At 44.0% G+C, this 19973-nt stretch carries 18 protein-coding genes; 5 read left to right on the top strand and 13 right to left on the bottom strand.

The window, feature by feature from the left end; translation table 11 throughout:
- Positions 1-200: 200 nt before the first annotated feature.
- From ACN5NT_RS09440 to ACN5NT_RS09405, 8 genes are all read right to left on the bottom strand, one after another.
- Positions 201-419 carry a DUF1653 domain-containing protein gene (locus ACN5NT_RS09440; RefSeq protein WP_419175256.1) on the bottom strand — a complete coding sequence of 73 codons (219 nt, stop codon included), beginning with the start codon at positions 417-419 and terminating at the stop codon, positions 201-203.
- Positions 420-1102: 683 nt separating this feature from the next.
- Positions 1103-1960, bottom strand: coding sequence for an SDR family oxidoreductase (locus ACN5NT_RS09435; protein ID WP_419175255.1), 858 nt, complete (start codon positions 1958-1960; stop codon positions 1103-1105).
- Positions 1961-2519: 559 nt separating this feature from the next.
- A complete protein-coding gene (locus ACN5NT_RS09430; RefSeq protein ID WP_419175254.1) occupies positions 2520-2894 on the bottom strand; it encodes a PH domain-containing protein in 375 nt (124 codons plus the stop codon).
- A 441-nt stretch (positions 2895-3335) separates the two neighbouring features.
- Positions 3336-3674, bottom strand: coding sequence for a hypothetical protein (locus ACN5NT_RS09425; RefSeq protein WP_419175253.1), 339 nt, complete (start codon positions 3672-3674; stop codon positions 3336-3338).
- 92 nt (positions 3675-3766) lie between these two features.
- Complete coding sequence (locus ACN5NT_RS09420) at positions 3767-4255, bottom strand: hypothetical protein (protein WP_419175252.1); 489 nt, start codon at positions 4253-4255, stop codon at positions 3767-3769.
- Between the two features lie 952 nt (positions 4256-5207).
- The gene (locus ACN5NT_RS09415; RefSeq protein ID WP_419175251.1) at positions 5208-5645 is read right to left on the bottom strand and encodes a single-stranded DNA-binding protein; all 438 of its coding nucleotides are present in this window, start codon (positions 5643-5645) and stop codon (positions 5208-5210) included.
- A gap of 160 nt (positions 5646-5805) precedes the next feature.
- Entirely contained in the window at positions 5806-6759 is a 954-nt protein-coding gene (locus tag ACN5NT_RS09410; protein ID WP_419175250.1) for a radical SAM protein, read from the bottom strand.
- Between the two features lie 175 nt (positions 6760-6934).
- The gene (locus ACN5NT_RS09405; protein WP_419175249.1) at positions 6935-7807 is read right to left on the bottom strand and encodes a glycosyltransferase family 2 protein; all 873 of its coding nucleotides are present in this window, start codon (positions 7805-7807) and stop codon (positions 6935-6937) included.
- Between the two features lie 136 nt (positions 7808-7943).
- Between ACN5NT_RS09405 and ACN5NT_RS09400 the strand changes: the two genes are divergently transcribed.
- The 5 genes from ACN5NT_RS09400 to ACN5NT_RS09380 all read left to right on the top strand — a co-directional run bounded on the left by ACN5NT_RS09400 (position 7944) and on the right by ACN5NT_RS09380 (position 15029).
- On the top strand, positions 7944-9476 hold the full coding sequence (locus tag ACN5NT_RS09400) for an Rne/Rng family ribonuclease (protein ID WP_136795788.1): 1533 nt from the start codon (positions 7944-7946) through the stop codon (positions 9474-9476).
- A 45-nt stretch (positions 9477-9521) separates the two neighbouring features.
- Positions 9522-10901 carry a M23 family metallopeptidase gene (locus ACN5NT_RS09395; protein ID WP_136795789.1) on the top strand — a complete coding sequence of 460 codons (1380 nt, stop codon included), beginning with the start codon at positions 9522-9524 and terminating at the stop codon, positions 10899-10901.
- 451 nt (positions 10902-11352) lie between these two features.
- Complete coding sequence (lptF, locus tag ACN5NT_RS09390) at positions 11353-12831, top strand: LPS export ABC transporter permease LptF (protein ID WP_419175248.1); 1479 nt, start codon at positions 11353-11355, stop codon at positions 12829-12831.
- A gap of 140 nt (positions 12832-12971) precedes the next feature.
- Positions 12972-14570, top strand: coding sequence for an NAD(P)H-hydrate dehydratase (locus tag ACN5NT_RS09385; protein ID WP_136795791.1), 1599 nt, complete (start codon positions 12972-12974; stop codon positions 14568-14570).
- 9 nt (positions 14571-14579) lie between these two features.
- Positions 14580-15029 carry a CBS domain-containing protein gene (locus tag ACN5NT_RS09380; RefSeq protein WP_136795792.1) on the top strand — a complete coding sequence of 150 codons (450 nt, stop codon included), beginning with the start codon at positions 14580-14582 and terminating at the stop codon, positions 15027-15029.
- 228 nt (positions 15030-15257) lie between these two features.
- Here the strand turns inward: ACN5NT_RS09380 and ung are convergent, their stop codons facing one another.
- From ung to proB, 5 genes are all read right to left on the bottom strand, one after another.
- Positions 15258-15923: a uracil-DNA glycosylase gene (gene ung / locus ACN5NT_RS09375; protein ID WP_419175247.1), complete on the bottom strand. Its 666-nt coding sequence runs from the start codon at positions 15921-15923 to the stop codon at positions 15258-15260.
- Between the two features lie 47 nt (positions 15924-15970).
- Positions 15971-16609 (bottom strand): response regulator, encoded by a 639-nt coding sequence (locus ACN5NT_RS09370; protein ID WP_136795794.1) that lies wholly within the window; start codon positions 16607-16609, stop codon positions 15971-15973.
- Positions 16610-16774: 165 nt separating this feature from the next.
- A complete protein-coding gene (gene nadD / locus ACN5NT_RS09365; protein WP_136795795.1) occupies positions 16775-17422 on the bottom strand; it encodes a nicotinate (nicotinamide) nucleotide adenylyltransferase in 648 nt (215 codons plus the stop codon).
- Positions 17422-18690, bottom strand: a complete 1269-nt coding sequence (locus ACN5NT_RS09360; protein ID WP_419175246.1) for a glutamate-5-semialdehyde dehydrogenase — start codon at positions 18688-18690, stop codon at positions 17422-17424. The genes nadD and ACN5NT_RS09360 overlap by 1 nt, the downstream gene beginning before the upstream one ends.
- Before the next feature lie 57 nt (positions 18691-18747).
- Positions 18748-19905, bottom strand: coding sequence for a glutamate 5-kinase (gene proB, locus ACN5NT_RS09355; protein ID WP_419175245.1), 1158 nt, complete (start codon positions 19903-19905; stop codon positions 18748-18750).
- Between the last annotated feature and the right edge of the window lie 68 nt (positions 19906-19973).

Here is a 19973-nt window from a genome sequence, read left to right as displayed (position 1 = left end):
GAATTCTGTTTTCGTTTCAACAACCGTTTTTATATGGGAGCCATGGTTGGCTCACTTATTCGATATTCCGCAGTTACTAAGCCAATGCCTCAGCGTATTTTAAAGTTTGCTGAGGATGAGGGGTAATCAGAATCATTATCGGCAATTATCCACACGACATGAACCATACCTTGACTTATGCTACTATAATTAGAACGATGTTAAATTTCAGACATAAATTCAAATCTCGGGATCTTTCTCCCATCGACTTCAATCAACTCAGTGAACATTTGTTTTGGTCGTACCCACATGCTGTTGTCACCATATAAACATTGGTACACAACAACCTCTTCTCCTGTTTCTGAGTGTGTCGCTTGACAAATAACTTTGTATTTCTTGTTTTTATAATGTTTGTAAATACCAGGCTTAATATCCGACATATTTTGTTATGTAGTTTTTTGGAAGTTAACGCCACAAACTCGGCGCAGATTTGCTGCTACATCCTTGACCATGGTTCCTTTCTGGAGGCTGAACTTAACTGCTTTGAGTTTGAACTTCTCTGGGCACTTCCAGATTTTTTTAGGATTTATGTTTTCGCCATCGGACACCGTTAAGTGGAGTTAATTACTGGTATCTACTAAATCGGGGGGCCTTCCGTGTCAGCCCAATTCGTTTGTTATAACTATTTTAAACACTTGCTGTTGCTGACCACCAGACAATCTGCCCAATGCACATAATTGTCACCAAGCTAAAAGCTAAGACATAAATAAATCTAATGGATTTACGGGGCCATACAAATTTGTTTACCAAAAATATGACTAGGCATAGTGCACTAATAGCTATACCGCTACTTAATGGATGAATCATATTAGCTGGAGACAAACTGAAAATAGCATCATCTCTATTATAAGATCCAACTGCAAGCCATATAGAAGCGCAAGAGCCAAAGAGTAGGTAACGTATTAATAATATAGCAAATACAACACCATGAAAAAGCAACTTTATTGAAATAATTTCATTTAATATCAAAGCTTCTCGATGGGTATAACGCCCCGCTTCACCTGGCGCAAAATGCGGAGCGAGGAACGAGCGCAGCTTTTTGCGATCCGTGTGTAAGTATTTGCTATACCGTTTTATTATTCAATTTTAAGAAGTATTCTTTTAACGTGCGTTTGCCATATTCAGGGGCAAGCATATCAATTGCCATGACTGTCATGAAAAATTCAACTGGTCCATAAGACTTACTTCCGGTAAGTAATTTTACCAAATTGAGAATTGTAATCCTTACCCAATCTGGGATATGTGTTATTTTCGGCTTAATACCCAAAATATCAAAGGCTATCGATGCAATCTCATGTTGGGTGAGTGTTTCGGGGCCGCCAATTTCAATTTCTTTATCAGGCCTGTCGATAGCGTCTACGCAAACAACTGCCAAATCTTCACCATGGATTGGATTCGCTCTCAACTCTCCGTTTCCAAAAAGATATATTCTCCCCCTTTTTGCCATGTTAAAAAATTCTGACATATCTGAGAAAAATCCATTTGGGCGAACAATACAATAATCTATCCCTGACTGTTTCAACTGCTCAACAAACAGCTCTTTTGCGTCGCATATTTTTAGGTTTCTTAGCTTTTCACCATTTAGGACTGAAACATAAATAAATTTTGTAACTCCATTTTTTTTAGCTTCGTTCAGCAAATTCATATTGGCTTGATAATCTACATCCATATATGTAAGACCATCTTTTTGTTTTGTGATACCAACAGTTGATATAACGATATCGATACCTTTACAGCACTCTCTGATGGACTCTGGGTCAGTCAGTTCTGCTTTAAGCAGTTCGTTGGCTTTAATATCATTTTGCTCAAGTTTTTCTGGGCTTCGAGCAATAGCCCTGAAAAAACAGGATCGTTGTTGAAGTTCCTTTGCAATATAGATTCCCAAGTAACCCGTTGATCCTGCCAATAAAATTTTTTTCATATTGTCTTCAATACATCATGCATAACGTATGAGCCGCGTCACCTCCAGCGGCTTGTTCGATCCAATACACCAGAGTCATTGACCGATACATTTGTGAAATGTCCACTCACCAATTTTTTCCATCGAAACGGTGACGTGTGACTTCATGGGCCAAACTGCCACGATAGAAGACTTGATAAATATCCATTCAGGATGCCTACGACTATTGCGATAATGAACCCGCCTATCTTAGATCGTCCTAAAACCATCCATAAACTAAAGGCCATGATCCAGACAAACACTATGTAAGCGAATATACCAAAAAACACGTGAAATGCTGAAATAAAAGGTATAGCTGGCAGAATGGAAAGGTAAGTCCAAATCCTTGGAGGTAATAGTGCATTTATCAATCCAATGGAGTAAGCAAATGCCAAATATACTCCCATACAACTTAGGAAATATATGAGTCTAACTTTCCAGTTAACTTTTTGCATGTATCTGAATCGAACGTTGAGTCCACCGGCGAGATTCAGCGAGTCCGGTGGAACAGCTGGTTAGCTTATATTGTTTTTCGACTATATTACGATATGTGCTTGGCTAATACCTTTTGTAGATCGTATATATTTACCTTTTTATTAAATGTTTTTTCTATTGGATCAGGCGCACTTCCTACCCATATTTTTAGCTCTGCATCAAGGTCAAAATTTCCAGATGTTTCGATACTGAATTTCGTTATTTTTCCGTATGGAATAGAAAGGTATTCAATTTTTTTTCCAGTCATACCTTGCACGTCTATAACAATTAGACGTCTATTTGTAAAAATAAATGTATCTCTAATAAGTTTAAAGCCAACTTCTATTGATTCATCTTCTGCAAGTAGTTTTTCATACTCATGTTTGAGAGCACCTGGTTCGACAACTCCTGCATTTCCTATAAGGCTAGAAAATATACCCATTATTACTCCTTTAATTTAACTAAATTGTTTTATTGATTGTTATTCTGGTTAGCGTGGAAATCACCGGCAAGCTTCAGTGAGTCCGGTGGATTGTTTGGTTATGCAAATTATTGCTTTAAATTTTCCATGCCTGAATTTCTACAACAACTAACTTAGCTTAAACCTACTGACAAAACTAATGTTGATCTTAAATATTGTAGAACGGAGGCAGCCCAGTATAACATATATTTTAGTAAAAAAGATAGTGGAAATAATTATGGATAGCACTACAAAAGAAACCACAAGCTTCTTCTTATATATCTTCGTTTTATATGATAGGAATATAACGGCTATAGGTGTAGCGACAATCATGGATCTAAACAAATGACCAATTGACATAAGGCGCTCGGCATTACTAGCACTAACCTTCATTTTCTCCGCAACCAACAGCTTTGCACAAAGTTAGACATTGAGTGTGCTTAGATCACTCAAGGAATATTTTGTGACAATGTATTTACTTACAGCATCATATTCAGCATAGTGATTGATGATAGATTCAAGTGGATTAACTTGATAATATATTTTTAATGGATAAATAACAACATGTGAAATTCGGAAGATAATTATTCCTAAAAAGTAAAATGTAGCAAATAACAATATGTAAGTGAAGGTTTCATGTTTCCCATTGTTGTTTTGAAATATGCTTCGATTAGTCGCATATAACAAAGCAATGCCTACAAGCATTCCTGGGAAGAAATAAATAGATAATTCATCAATTGCAGATATAATTGCTTGATCCATATGTCGAGTAGTATTTTTCTAAAGCATAACGTGAAATTCAGGGGCGCGGCTTTTTCGCGTCCCTTGAAATGCCTGGTTAGATTCTTATTGTTTTAATATTTCACGAATTTTTCCTTCGAAAAGTCTAACAATATTGAATAATTTGTTATTAGCCAAAAGCCACTATCTTCAAATTCAATTTCATTTATTCTAAATCCTTTAATGTTCCAAAATCTTTTAGGTATAGTGAGTAAATATCTCTTTCTATTTATGCTTTTAAAATCAAAGAAGTATAGTGTTGTTGAGGAACCAGCGGTGTAGTGTTTTTCTCCATTTGGCTTTATGTAAGAGAAAGATTTGATTGTTTGTGTGATTTTGTGACCATTAAATTCTAAGCAAGAATGATCATAAAGTTTTTCAATGTATTCCCAATTGTATTCTTTATTAGTGTTACTTTTTACATAATTAATTGTGTCTTGAGCGCCTGAATTAAATTTTCCTTTTAACCTTGGATGATTTGGCCAGATAAGCATTGCTGAAATAATCAGAGCAAAAACTATAAATATACTTGAAAAACTTAATATTTTGCCGATTAATTTCATTTTAAATCTAACGTGTAATATAGGAATACTCCCTTTTTGGGGACTTCTGCCTCATTTTCAATAAATACTACTACCACAACGGGTAGCTACCCGTTGTGGTAGTTCCTGCTTAATGGGTGACAACATACCCACTTATGTATTCGAAATAGCTATACTTTATTCAATACTAGGCAATACCGGCTCAAGATGCAAGAGATATAAACGAAAGTCCTGACAACTCCCATAATACGCAGAGAACCTTGATATACCCATATGGGTATAATACGCAAATATGATATTCCTCCTACAGAACAATACGAGACTACCGCCCACGCCAGCCCTTGCCCCAGTCTATATGTTAGATTTTGTCCTACGAGGTATTGGCTGGATTCAGGCGTGCTACGTTTACTCAAACAATCCCCTCCTAATCAAGTAATCCTGTTGATTGCACAAGTAATACATAGGAGAATTCAGCCTGCCACCAATGTTCGACTTTGGAGCACAGCTTTCAGTCAACCTTCAGTCAACCTGATGGCAGGCTGACGACTTCGGCAGGTGATCGGCTGTATTAGAGACATTTGAGGTGGAACTGAAGGCTAATGTCACGGTTTTTAACTTTGGCAGTCAAAAGATCGATACGCCTAAAAGCATATCGAACTGAGCCCACGTGACCTGTGGTATCACATGATAGAAATACGCCACATGACTGGTTGAAAGATTTCACAACGCCGAGCAATCGGTTTTCTTCTTATTTGGCTACTTTTGATTAGAGTGTTAAATATTTTCAACACTCGCCTAAGATTATGCTCACAACAGTAGCTTTTCAAATAGGGCTATGCCCCCTGAAGAATTATCTACTTTCGATGAAAGATTGACTCACCCCGTTTGCTCCAAATAAAAAACCCCAAATCCCGCATTGCTTATACGGGATTTGGGGTTTTTTATTTGGTAATTATAGAGCAGAAGCTCGACACTAAAACGGCACATCCTCTCCGGTGCCGCCTACAGAACCCCAGCTAGGTGGCTCTGGCATCGGCTCACTGAAACCACCACCGCCGCCTCCCATGTTCCCGCCACCTTCACCGCCACGTGGAGACAACATTTTCATCTCTCTGGCCACGATCTCGGTTGTGTATCTGTCGTTGCCGTTTTGATCCTGCCATTTGCGGGTCTGGATCTTACCTTCGACATAGACTCTTGAACCTTTGTGGAGATATTCACCACAAATTTCAGCCAAACGGGCCCAGGCGACGATGCGATGCCATTCTGTACTCTCCTGCATCTGACCGTCCTGTCCTTTCCAGCGCTCGGTAGTCGCAACGTTGAACGTTGCAACCGAAGTGCCGCTCTGGGTATATCTAATCTCAGGATCGGCCCCTAAGTTACCTACAAGTATTGCCTTATTAATCATTATTCTTATCTCCTTTTAATTACGCTGGAATATATCAAACCGCGTGATAATAGCAAAGCGTAAAGTATACGATAGAAATGCAAAACGCCAAGTATAATGTGAAAACATTCACATGCACTACTCAAACACCGTGCTAGCCGGTTGCTTTCCTGTAGAAATATTATCGTGGCGAATCAAAAAATGCCCGGTCGAGCATGGCTGGCACGCCACCTTGTTCTTCAGGCGCAAAACCCATTACCTCCCGCCAGATCTCATCGCTCTCCATGCAAAAGTAAATACAGGTACGCTCTGCTGCACGTTTTTTGAGCATTCCATAAATGGATTTATAAAGACGGACTCTGTTATCTCTGAAATATCGAGCTTTTCCGTCAAGCCCTTCAACAAATTCCTGGAAATACATCCGCGACCCCGGGAACCTGCCAATACCTATCTCCTTTAATTTGGGGAGATAACGCAGCGCTCCCATGGAAATCCAGACAATTTTGTCGGCCGGAACGGAATCATACAATTTCCTGATAGTCTCTTCATAGCCATCTTCCCACCCCTCATGCTCAATGATTGGGTCGAAATGGAACGCGAGCTTATATCCCCACTCGGCACATTGCCGTGCAGCTTCTAAACGCTCTTCGAGAGTCGCCGAGCGAATCTCCTCTTTCTGCAGGACCGGTCGACTATTAAGTGACCAGGCAATAACGGTTCTGCCCTGGTAATCCAGATCCTTAAGGTTCTCAATAACCGCAGATTTGGTCTTGAGTTCGAGCATGGCATTTTCATACTTTGCGATATGGGTTACCAGTCGCCTGCTGAGAGCCGTTAGCCTGTCTATGGCCAGAGAGTCGGTGAATTCGCCTGTTCCTATTCGGTACACCTTTTCAGGATTGTCTTGCAGTACCGTGTCTATCTCTGCCAGGAGATCGTCTACATTTAGATAGAACGACAACCACGGATTGTTAAGATATGCCTGCAGAATGCAATACACACAATCTATGGGGCAATTCATGCCTGTGTTGAGCACATGATAATCACAGCAGCGATACTCACGGGTGCCGGGACAAGGTTTGAAAAATTGTCCTTTATGCCTGGTAAGGTACAGATGTTTCTTGCCTTCAGACATATTATCCGGGTAGGCACGCTCAAACTACGCGGGATCGTCTCCTTTGGCAATAACATCCCACGGCAACTGAGCCCTTTCCAGAATTTCTCTCGCATACGGGTCATCGACGCAACTTTCGTCAACATGGATATGTTGTATATATCGGGACGGATCCCACCAGGACTGTTTTTTCATTTTATGGCCTTGTTTCAGGCAGTTCGATATTTAGTTCTATTGATCGGGCAAGAGCCAGATACTCTTGGCCTTCCTGCACTCTGTCATGTCGCATGCAGCCGTTACCATATATTGTGGCCTTTTTCACCAGCTCTTTTCTGGTCATTGTCGCCTGCTCAGGTGTAAGTACATTTGCCTGCAGGAGTTTCTCAAGGGATTCAATACGCAATTTGTCCATGCCTACGCGATATTGATGTGACACCTGGTCATCTCTCCCTCCCTCTTTTATAGTAAGAGGCTCATCAACAAGGAGAAAGGGATACCTGCAACTGGCCCTGAGCCAGAAATCATAATCTTCGCAACAAGGAAGTGATTCATCAAACAGACCTATTTCATCAAACAGGTCTCTTCTCACCATTACTGTAGACATGCCAACAGCACAAAGCTCAAGGCAATGGGAAAAGATATCACCATGACGCGGTATATGCTTTTTCTTCTGATTAAGATGTTCTCCCTTTCTGTACCACTTTTCCCTGGTATGGCTGATTAAATAATCAGGCTGTTTTTGCATAGCCCCTAGCTGATATTGGATTTTTCTTTTTCTCCAGTGGTCATCTGAGTCGAGAAAGGTGATATACTCTTGAGAGGAAAGGGAAATTCCGGAATTTCTGGCAGCAGCCGGGCCTTTATTTTTTTGTTTCAGATAATGAATGGGCGTCGGTGATTCTGCCTTTAAGCCGGAAATAAACTCTTCAGTTCCATCCGTTGAACCATCGTCAACAACAATAATTTCAGCACATCTGGCTGATTGCCGAAAAACTGAATTTAATGCTTCTCTTAAGAAGTCATTACGATTATATGTGGGAATAATTACGGAAACCGGATGTGAAAGCATATTTACTTGATGGACATATTAAATCATATTGTTATAAAGTGTGGCTTTTTGCTCTATAAGTACTGTATACTCCACGTTTCATCAATAATCTCCTTTCCATACACGGAAAGTCTTATACTTTGCTAGAAAATCGATCATGACTACGGAAATACTTATCAACTCCAGAAGCTATGAGGTGCGTCTTGCGCTGGTCGAAGATGGTGTACTCAGTGAGTATCACCTTCAGAGACCAACCGAGAAAGGCCTGATGGGCAACATTTACAAGGGTAAAGTAGTTCGTGTGTTACCTGGTATGCAGGCTGCATTTGTCGACATAGGTCTTGAACGAACAGGTTTTCTGTATGTTGACGATATCCATGTTGAGGAATCAATTCCTGATGTAGACGGTTCTGAAGAGTCCCCTCCGGTGCACCCGTGTGAAGCCGAGAAGGAACTCAATGAACGTATGTCCAGGCGTCCAGAAAATTACCAGATTGAAAATCTGCTTACCGAAGGCCAGCAAATCCTGGTGCAAGTGAGCAAAGATCCAATTGGTACCAAAGGTGCGCGCCTTACCTGCCATATCACGCTTCCTTGTAGAAACCTCGTGTATATCCCTCTTACCGATCATATCGGGGTTTCCCGCAAAATCGAGGAAGAGGAGATACGAAACCGCCTTAAGGGAAAGATTGAACAGATCCGCCCCAAGGGAGCTGGCTTTATAGTTCGTACTGTAGCGGAAAACGCACGGCTTGAGGAACTTGAAGCGGATATGGAATTTCTTCTGCATCTCTGGGAGGAAATTCAGGATCGTACCAAGTCACCTTATGCACCTGCTGTCGTTTACGAAGACCTTGACATAACACTCAGGGCTGTTCGTGACCTTTTTACCATAGACGTTGATCGCCTGACGATTGATGATGAAGAAGCTTTCAAAAAGATTGAAAAATTCGTCAACACCTTCGCCCCTGAGCTGCATTCAAAGCTCAATCTATACACCGGAGAAACACCCCTTTTCGAGGCTCACGGAATAGAGGCGGAGATCAACAGGGCTATTGAAAAAAAGGTCTGGCTTCGCTCAGGTGGATACATCATTATTGAAAGCACGGAAGCCCTTTCTGTAATAGATGTAAATACAGGAAGATTCGTTGGCAAAAACAATCTCAATGAAACGATTTTCAAAACCAATATGGAAGCGGCTGTTGAGATTGCCTATCAGCTCCGCTTGCGAAATATTGGCGGCATTATAATTATTGACTTTATCGACATGGAGGATGAGGCTCACCGGGAGGAACTTTTTACTACCTTCAAAAACGCTGTCAAAAAAGATAAGAGCCGTATTAATATCTTAAAACTCTCAGAGTTTGGCCTGGTCCAAATGACCAGGAAGAGAAACAGCGAGAGCCTTTATCAATTGATGTGTGAGCCTTGCCATTACTGTACCGGTGAGGGTATGTTGAAATCTCGACGTACCATCTGCTACGATATATTCCGTAAGATCAACAGGAATGCAAGGTTCGCAGGTGGTAGCACCGTCACGGTGAGGGTACATCCCCGCATCGCTGACATGCTTTCCCACGAAGAAGAGCTGACCAGGCTTCAGCTTGAACACGATACAGGAAAGCGTTTAATAGTAGCTCCTGCCAAGGATCTACATATCGAAAAGTATGAAATAATCTGGCAAAGATAGTGGTGATCAGATGATTCATACCCTAACCCTTTACAAGCTGCACTCATGGGACTCAACAAACCGACCAACTCCAGAAAATCAGGCCGTTTTTTCTTCATTTTCTTATTAATAGTAGTATTAGGGGGTGGTGGTGCCTCCTATTTCCTCTTCTTTGAAGGCAAGGCCCCTACCGTTAACCTTGATTCTATCCCCGAATACCTGGGTGCTGCAAGTACCCTGAATATAACAACTTCTGACGTAGGCAGCGGATTACGCAAGGTAAACATTTCCGCGAGCCAAAAAAATACAACGAAGGAACTTTACTCTCACAGTTATCCAAGAAGCGGATATACCGGCCCGATTGGCCCGATGAATGATACGCAGGAGCTGCCTTTCGACGCCAAGAAGCTCGGTTTCGAGGATGGTGAGATAACTATCAGCGTTACCGCCAGTGATTACTCATTTCGTGGCTTTCTTTCCGGCAACACCGTGACTGCCAGCAAAACATTCACACTCGATACCAAACCGCCCCGCCTGGGTATACTCCACAGCGAGCGCTATATCGCACCTGGTGGTGCAGGTATTGCAATTTATACTATGTCGGATGATGACACCGAACACCACGGTGTCATGATTAATAGTACCTTTAACAAAGGCTATCCAATCGGTGACGGAAGGGAAAATACGTTTATTGCCTATTTCGGCCTGCCATATGATGCCACCGAGATTTCCGAAGCCCGGGTTATAGCCACAGATATAGCTGGAAACACTTCTGCACTGCCGTTTTCACCTATTTTTAAGGATCCGAGACAAAAGCATGATCGCATTAACATCAGCGACGGTTTCCTGAATACAAAAGTTCCGGAGTTCGAGCAGTATTACCCTGACATACCAGGTGATATGGTAGAAAAGTACCTGCACATCAACCGTAATATACGCCAGGAAAACAATAAACAAATTGCCGAACTCTGCAGTGAGCCCGTTGAAGATCGTTTGTGGCAAGGACGTTTTCACCGCATGGCCGGTGCCGGGCGTGCTGGTTTTGCCGACCATAGAACCTATTATTACAATGATAAAGCAATCGACAAACAGGTTCACCTCGGCATGGACATCGCCTCAACCCGCAGAGTTGTTATAAAAGCTGCCAATGCAGGCAAAGTTGTTTTTTCCGATTATTTGGGGATCTACGGCAAAATGGTGCTGATCGACCATGGCCAGGGAGTATTCAGTCTTTACTCACATCTGAGTCAGCTCAATGTCAATGCCGGAGACATGGTCGCCACAGGTGACAACATTGGCAACAGTGGCACCTCCGGAATGGCCGGCGGCGACCATCTGCATTTTTCGATGCTGATTAACGGTGTCTTTGTCACACCGATTGAATGGTGGGATCCAAACTGGATTAAAATTACGATCGATGAACCGATTGTTGAATCCAGGTTCTAATACAGATCCCCGGCGCATTACCTGCACCGGGGATTTTTTTTGAAACTCAGCTGACTCATTCATGGGGTTGCCGATTCTGAAATCGAGGCATCAAGTACAAAAGCGTAGTAAACTATTGGCAACACCTGGTACGAAGAACATGGGATCATACATACACTCCAGAGACTGAAAATCAGCCATGCAGTTTGGTGATTCTGGTTGTCACCCGTTAAGGAGCGACACCTTTTGCCGGAATCAGCTGTTATTTTTTTGTACAATCTGAAATTTTCTGAATTTTCGTGAAACATTCAGTCTCACTATCTGCCGGAATATTCGATGAACCTGGCAGAGAGTACTATCTTCAAGTATTTCAGCTTGTTCTCAGATCGGTTTTTAAGTAATCTCTCCGCAAATTGGCTAAAATTATTACTTTTACACGATTGCTTACCTGCTCCTGGCTCCCTGCAAAGTTATGAAAGCACTTACCCGGAATCCATTCCTTCTTTATAGCTATCTCAGCACCGAGATGCTGGCACCATTTTTTGCCAGTTTTCTCATTATGAACGGTGTGTTTTTTCTTGTGAAGCTGATCCCCTTTTTGAATTTTGCCCTGGATCTTGATATCAGCTTCACCGATTTTGTCAGGATGTTCTCATATATGATGCCGAACATGCTGCTCTACACCCTTCCCATGGCGGCAATGATGGGAGTAATCATTGCATTTTCCAGGCTTTCAAGTGACATGGAAATACTTGCACTCAAAGCCAGCGGCATAAGCGTCTACAGAATTCTGCCACCACTTTTCATCGTCGCCCTGTCGATAACACTTGCTACCACGTACATTTCGACCAAACTCATCCCTGCAAGTGAAATTTCCATGAAGCAGCTGACCTATCAGCTGTTGAAAGAAAAAATCGATAAGGGAATCAAGGAGTATCAGTTTACCGAGGCACTTGGAGATCTGGTGGTGCATGTCGGCGAAATTGACAATGACACAGGGCAGTGGACAAACGTCTGGGTCTCAGACATGCGCGGACAAAAGAACCCTTCCATCACCATGGCTTCCAAGGGCAGAATGTTCAGTAATCTCGACGAAATGAATATTACTATTCTCCTTGAAAACGGTAGCCTCCATCGCCCGGATGAAAAGGATGCTCAAATCGTCAATTTTGAGCGGTATATAATCAACATTCCATTACAGCCTGGTTCTCAGCCCAAACCCAGCGAAAGGAAATCGCTGGGAATGATGCAACTCTATGAAAGAGCACACGAAAAAGGACTCAATACAGAGGATGGGCGTGAACTGCTGACCGAATTTCATAAACGCCTTGTGCTGCCGTTCGGTTGCCTTATCCTGACTATTCTCGGGCTCCCCCTCGGACTCCAGTCAGGCCCCGGTAAACGGGCCACCGGCATACCATATGGCTTGGCAGTATTCGTACTGTATTACGTTCTCTTCACTCTCGGGAGGACTCTGGCTGATGACGGCAAGGCACCTGTGGCGTTTATTATGTGGCTACCCAATGCTATTTTCCTGCTCATAGCTTTTTACGCGATTAACAGGGTCACCCACGAAAAACCCATTTTACCTGAACGGCTGCAGTTCATGCTGAACAATCTCTATGCCATAGCACTGAAACCTTTTGTTTATCTGTGGAAAAAGATCTACAACCTGCTGTTTGGGTCCCTAACCGAGGTTTCGCAAAGCCCGAGCGACGATAAGCCCGGTGAAGAAATTGCCGATGACGAACTCAAGGTGCTGCGTGGGGATGAGCATGCAAAAATCTACCACTACTCTCAATGTCGTTTGTATAACCAGGACAGTTGCTCAACCACATTTCTCAGTGCCGCCTGGGCCGAGGAAGCCGGTTTCAAGCCATGTAAACTTTGTGCACCCAAAACGAACATAAGCCCGGCCGCCCCGCCCTCAGGGTCGAAAGGTGTCAAATAGTTTTTTTTGATTACATCTATATATTTTTACTTGAATATTTCAGCCCGTTCAATAGTATCTGAGGTAATAACTGTATAAGATAGAAATAACGACCAGAAATTCACAGCCCGGGATAGCTGTTCCGTTCGTAAGGAGTCCGTATGAAATTGCCCACCGCCCAGGAAATGCAGGCCCTCGATAAATGCGCCATCGAAGAGTTCGGAATTCCAGGAATCGTCCTCATGGAAAATGCCGGCCTTGGTACAGTGCGTATGATGCAGAAACATCTCGGTGACTGCAAAAATACCTTTGCCTCTATTTTCATAGGCCCTGGCAACAATGGCGGTGATGGTCTCGTTATTGGTCGCCATTTGCACCAATTGGGTTGCAAACCTATATTTTTCTTTCTGATAAACCCGGACAAACTCAAAGGCGACGCCGCGACCAACCTTGCCATTATTAAAAAGCTTCGGCTGCCCTTTCATGTCATTGATACAGAATCAAGGGTGCAGACCATTTCAGTTCTCTACAAACAGATAGAGTCACGTGGTATGCCCTGCTACGCCATCATAGACGCTATCTTCGGTACTGGCCTTACCCGTGATGTGGCAGAACATTATGCCTCCGCCATTGAGTTGATCAATAGTCATGGATTTGCCCACCAGAAACCCATCATCTCTGTCGACTGTCCCTCCGGCATGAATGCCGATAACGGTAAAGTGCTTGGTACCTGTGTTAAGGCAGACTACACAGCGACCTATGGTTTTGCAAAGCCCGGTCATTTTATTCACGATAGCCGTGAACTGACAGGTGAACTGGAGGTAATCGATATTGGCATTCCTCCGGAAGCTCTCGAAAAGGTACCAGTTTCCAACGAACTGCTAGATGAAAATATCATTAAAAAAATCGCTCCGGAACTTGCCAGGAAGCGTTCTTCGCACAAGGGCAATTACGGCCATCTTCTGATACTCGCCGGTTCAGCGGGCAAAACCGGCGCTGCCATATTAAGCGGACTTGGTGGATTGCGGGGGGGATGTGGCCTGGTTAGCCTCGCCGTACCCGGTGATCTTAATCCGGTCATCGAAACGAACCTGCTCGAGGCAATGACCATTCCGCTTTCGGGTACCAATACCTTAACCTACAACGATACTGACCTCATCCTTTCTCAGCTTGAAGGCAAAGATGCACTGGTTATCGGCCCTGGTATCGGCACCTCAACAAACACAGCCCGACTGATACTCTCTTTATATCAACAGGTAACTGCCCCGACAGTTGTAGATGCGGATGCTCTAAACATTCTCGCTGAAAGTAAGGAATATATCCGTGAGGCTGGTGGATTGAGAATTTTCACTCCACATCCCGGAGAATTAAGCAGATTGATAGGCTGGACCATTAGCGAAATACAGGAAAACAGACTCGAAGCCGCCCGCACGGCGTGTGCCGCCTTCAATAATGACAGCAGCCAGAATATAGTTATCCTAAAGGGAGCGGGTACTATTATCGCCTCACCAGGACGTACCACGCTCATCAACACTTCCGGTAATCCTGGAATGGCGACCGGTGGCATGGGGGATGTCCTTTGCGGCATAATAGGTGCAATGCTCTGTCAGGGGCTTGACCCGCTAACTGCAGCAGCAGCAGGTGTTTACCTGCACGGTGCTGCAGCTGACAGATTGTACGATGAGTTTGGACCGGGCTATACCGCCAGTGAAGTTGCCCACATGATTCCCGAAACTTTGAAGGCATTACAAACAGAATAGGTCATCACTATGAAAATCGCTGCAGACATCATGACCAGAGAATTGATCACTGTCACTAAAGACGTGTCAGTAAAAGAGTTGGCACTCTTGTTTACAAGTAAAGACATCAGCGGTGTACCCGTTGTCGATGCGGATGAACAACTCATAGGCATTGTTACCCAAAGCGATCTGATCTATCAGAATAAAAAAGTGCATATACCGGCTGTCGCCACTATCCTCGATGCCTTTATCTTTCTGGAAAGACCAGCCAAAATGGATCAGGAGATGAAGAAAATAGCAGGTGCAACGGTTGCAGAAATCTACACGCCTGATCCTGTCACGGTGGAAGAGGAGACCGGGCTTGATGAGATTGCCACCATCATGGCCGAGAAAAAACTGCACACCCTGCCGGTACTCAAAGACGGAAAAATGACAGGCATAATCGGTAAAAGAGACATCATAAGAACCATCATCTCTTAAGATCGTGTAGGATTCTCGCTTTTTTATTGAATTACCACTAAAGCTCGGCTTCAAGGCGTGAGGGGAAAGTTGATAGGAGTAACAGCTTAGAGCTAAAAAGCTCTTCTCTACGAGCCGATTGCATAATGATTCAGGCGATTGTGCAATTGCTAATCAGTTACACCTCTCTCATCACCTCTGTCCCCTCACCTTCTCAAGCTGAAGGTGAGCGCTAATCGGATTTTTTTATTACCAGATAATTGGAGCCATACCGTTGCTTTCCAAATATCTATTACAATTCACAAAAACACCAGAGCCGATAAATCCCCTATGAGCGGAAAGTGGTGAAGGATGACTGGTTTTAAGAATATGGTGTTTGCTGCTGTCAATAAGTGCTGCTTTTTTCTGAGCAAATGCTCCCCATAACATAAAAACTACATTCTCTTTCTTCCGGGAGATTGTCTGAATGATATCGTCAGTGAGTTCATGCCAGCCAAGCTTTGCATGTGAATTAGGTTGCTTGGCTATTACTGTCAGGCTGGCGTTGAGCAACAACACCCCCTGCTCTGCCCAGTCTGTCAGGTCTGTTTTGCTCCTGCCCGCCTTTCCCTTATAAACTGTGTTGTTTATTTCCAGGAATATGTTTCTCAGCGACGGAGGCGTTGGTACCCCATCTTTTACAGAAAAACATAAGCCATGCGCTTCAGGCCCGACACCATTATGCTCGTTAATGTATGGATCCTGGCCGATTACCACAACTTTGACCGAGTCGAGAGTGGTGACTCGCATCGATTGAAAAACACATTCTTTGGGTGGGTAAACTCTCTGCCCAAGTGAAGCCGGGCCATACGCTTTGGCAACAAGTTCTTTATGGACTCCCCGGTTAAGCATTGGGACTTCTTCTTCCCATAACATTGTAAGCTATTCCTCCAACACAGTACTTCTATATAAAGAGCCTTCCATCAGGCTGCTCCTGCTTTCATGTCTTCAATTATTATTAACGGATCACCACATTCCTTGCATAACGAGACGGTATCGCTGTTTAAATCTGCCTCTAATTCAACACTGTTTCTGGCACCGCACTCTTCACAGAAAACCAACCTCATGCTAGTCTCTTTCTTCACTGTGCTGCCCACAGATGATTGGCTGCTTAATGGCTGATGCTCAACATGAGTTTTCGACGCTGCTATTATTGCCAGGCGAATTCTGGCCGAAAACGCATCTTGCCTGCCATTGACAAAAAAATCTGCTTTGCTGAAAAAACCTACCGCACCATTCTTCAGGACCTCGACCTCTTCTTTTGAGCCCTCATCCGCGTTACTTGAAAATATAATAGTTGGCGTGGGTCTGTGTATCATCAGATGCTGCAGAGTTGTAACACCGTCCATCAACGGCATTTCCAGATCCATCAAAATGACATCAGGTTGAATTTTCAGCACCAGATCCAGTGCCTCTATGCCATTTTTGGCAACAGTGCAAATAGATATGCCAGCCAACCCCTTCATAGTTTCCTGAAGAAATTTCCGGAAAATTATGGAATCGTCGACAATGAGAATTTTAATTTTTGTTTCCACTGTATTCCCAAGTTTGGAGTCAGACATAAGCAGTCTACCTGGCAGAAATAATATTCCAATTCAGAGTTCCTGACATGGACATGAACTCTAAAATATTTTCCTGAAAAATCAAATGAAATCATCACAATAAAGGGAATACCCTGCATGCAATGAATCTGGTAACCGAGTGGAAAATAATGACTGGAGGTAGGATTACGTAAGGTACAGGTCGTTTTTTCGTATATAATCCAACACTTGCGGATGTACCCCTGCCACCTTCACTGTTCCACGTCTCAATTCTGATCGTATTGTGGAAGAGGAGATGGCATCAGGCTGGGCATCAAGAAAATAAATGTCTTTCAATTCACCCTCTGCCACCCATCTAGAGTTTGAGGCTTCAACGCGATAGCCGAGTTGAAGCGCAATAGCGTCAAGTGCCCCCTGCCTACTGAACCCCTTGCGTTTGGCAACAATCAGGTGAACGAGTGACAGCAGTTGCCTATACTCTTTCCAGCTCAAAAGATCTGCAAATGCGTCCACTCCGATAATAAAGGAATAATTGACAGTATCGCCGTCTCGTTTTTTCAAAAACCTGACAGTGTCAATGGTGTACGATGGCACGGGAAGATCACCCTCCACAAAGCAGGGCTGAATGAATTCCCGATCTTGCAGAGCAAGTAGCAACATCTTTTTACGATGGTGAAATGCAGTGACACTGTTATGACATTTGTGGGGTGGCCCTGCGGCAAGTATCAGTAATACCTTATCAAGACCCAATTCAGTTCTCGCCGCATTGGCTAACTGAAGATGTCCATCGTGGATGGGATCGAATGTCCCACCCAGCAAACCGACATTTTGCATCAGTTCCGTACCTGACCGTTGCCATAAACCACAAACTTCCTGGCAGTAAGCTCCTCAAGACCCATTGGCCCGTAGGCATGTAACTTGGTAGTGCTGATACCGATCTCTGCGCCCAGCCCAAGCTGGCCTCCATCATTGAACCTGGTTGAGGCATTAACCATGACTGCAGAAGCATCTACATGAGAAATAAAGGCATTGGCGTTACTGTAATTTTCGGTCAGAATCACCTCTGTATGTTTAGAACCGTGCTTATGGATATAACGGCACGCCTCCTCCATATCTTTGACAACGCGGCAAACCAGGGTGAGTTCCAGGAATTCCGTACCCCAGTCGGTCTCTAAGGCCTGCTCGGCCAGGTTGCAAAGCTCGACTGTCTTTTGGCACCCCTTGACTGTAACACCCTTATCGGTAAGTGTTTTAACAATTTCAGGTACATATTTGTCTGCTACAGCCTCATGAATCAGCACACCTTCCAGGGCATTGCATACGCCGGGACGGCTCGTCTTACCATTGACAATTACAGGTGTGGCCTTATTAAGATCAGCATACTCATCAACGAAGATATGGCAGACTCCTTTGTAGTGTTTCAACACCGGAATCCTCGATGTTTCACTCACAAATCGGATAAGCCCCTCTCCTCCCCTGGGAATAACCAGATCTATGGTTTCTTCCTGCTGCAACAAAAAGTTAACAGCCTGCCTATCGGTTACAGGAATAACCTGTACAGCATCCGTCGGCAAGCCCGTCTCCTGCAATGCCTGCTGCAATATACCGGCCAGGACCAGATTTGAGTGAATAGCTTCAGACCCGCCCCGAAGAATTACAGCGTTTCCTGTCTTCAGACAGAGCGCGGCAGCGTCGATGGTAACATTTGGACGCGACTCGTAAATCATTGCAATCACGCCGAGGGGCACGCGCATCCTGCCCACCTGCAGACCGTTTGGCCGGAGCTTTAAAGAATCAACACTACCGACGGGGTCCTGCAGAGCGATTACCTCCTGCAGCCCCTGAATCATCGAGTCAATCACTTTATCGGTCAAAGCGAGACGATCCAGCATTGCTTTTGAGAGACCCTTTTCTCTGCCGGCCAGCAGATCTTTTTCATTTTCAGACTGGATAATCGGTCGATTCTGATCAAGTAACTGTGCAACCCGACGAAGTGCGCCATCTTTTTGCTTGCTGGAGACCGGCATCATAGCAACGGACGCCTGCTGTGCAGCTTTGGCCATAGTAATAATCGTCTCATTCAGATTCTTCGTATCAGTCATATCTTTCATCCCGTTTTAAATCCACCTGATAATTTTTTCAGTTGATGAACCAACACACTACAGCAGCACAAGATTATCGCGATGCATCACTTCTTCACTGTCTTTGAAGCCGAGTAATTCTGCAATCATGTGACTTTGAACACCCTGTATTTTGGCAATATCTGCAGATGAATAGTTAATGAGGCCAACCGCGAAAACGTCACCATTTTGATCACAACATTCTACAGAATCTCCAACGCCGAAATCACCGATAACCTGATTTATTCCTGAAGGAAGCAAACTCTTTCCATTTTTACTCAATGCATAACATGCACCCTGGTCGAGAATCAATTTTCCTTTCGGTTTCAAAACATAGGCAATCCAGTGTTTTCTACTCGGCAACTTCGATGCACTTGGGAAAAAGAAGGTGCCTATCAACTCACCGGAGAAAAGTTGCTTGAGTATATCCGGTTCCCGGCCGGGGCCGATAAACGAACTTCCCCCTGCAGCGGATACCATCTTTGCAGCCCTGATTTTACTCTGCATTCCACCTGTTCCGAGAGCACTCTTCACGTTGCCGGCCATCGCCTCGATTTCCGGGGTCACCTCAGCGACCGTATAGATAGGTTTGGCTTTGGGGTCATTATGGGGGTTACCATTATAGAGCCCGACTACATCGGTGAGACAGATAAACATATCAGCCTCGATGAGATTCGAGACCAACGCGCCCAGGGTATCATTATCACCAAAACGAAGCTCCTCGACTGATACCGTATCGTTTTCGTTGATAATTGGTATCACGCCGAACTTGAAGAGAGTCTTCAGGGTGTTTCGAACGTTGAGATAACGGTTTCTGTGGGAAAGATCTGAGTGGGTGAGGAGGAGCTGAGCTATTTTCTGACCATGCTTGGCAAAAGCTTCATCATAGACGTGCATCAGCACAGATTGTCCGATTGAGGCAAGAGCCTGCTTCTCGGGAATGGAAAGTTCACCACCGGGAACAAACGAGATTTTTTTTCTTCCGGCTGCAACAGCACCAGAAGAAACAAGGATCACTTCTCTGCCGCTATTGCGCAGAAAAGCTATCTCCCTGGCTATATTATCTATCACCTCATAATTCATGCCATTCTCATTGGTGAGAATGGCACTTCCAACCTTGATTACAACTCTGCGCGCTTTATCAAACAGCGTCTGACGGTAATACAACCCGTCTTCGCGGCTCATCTGGATAGTCATGACCCCTGCAGCCCTCCTGGTCGCTCGTAATTACTGCCCACACTCCACACGTAAACATTGGCCCACAA

It is taken from the genome of Desulfosediminicola sp. (genome assembly GCF_048381775.1).
GTDB lineage: Bacteria > Desulfobacterota > Desulfobulbia > Desulfobulbales > Desulfocapsaceae > Desulfopila > Desulfopila ganghwensis.
The sequence above is the reverse complement of the archived record's forward strand: the minus strand, read 5'-3'. Positions and strand labels throughout refer to the sequence as shown.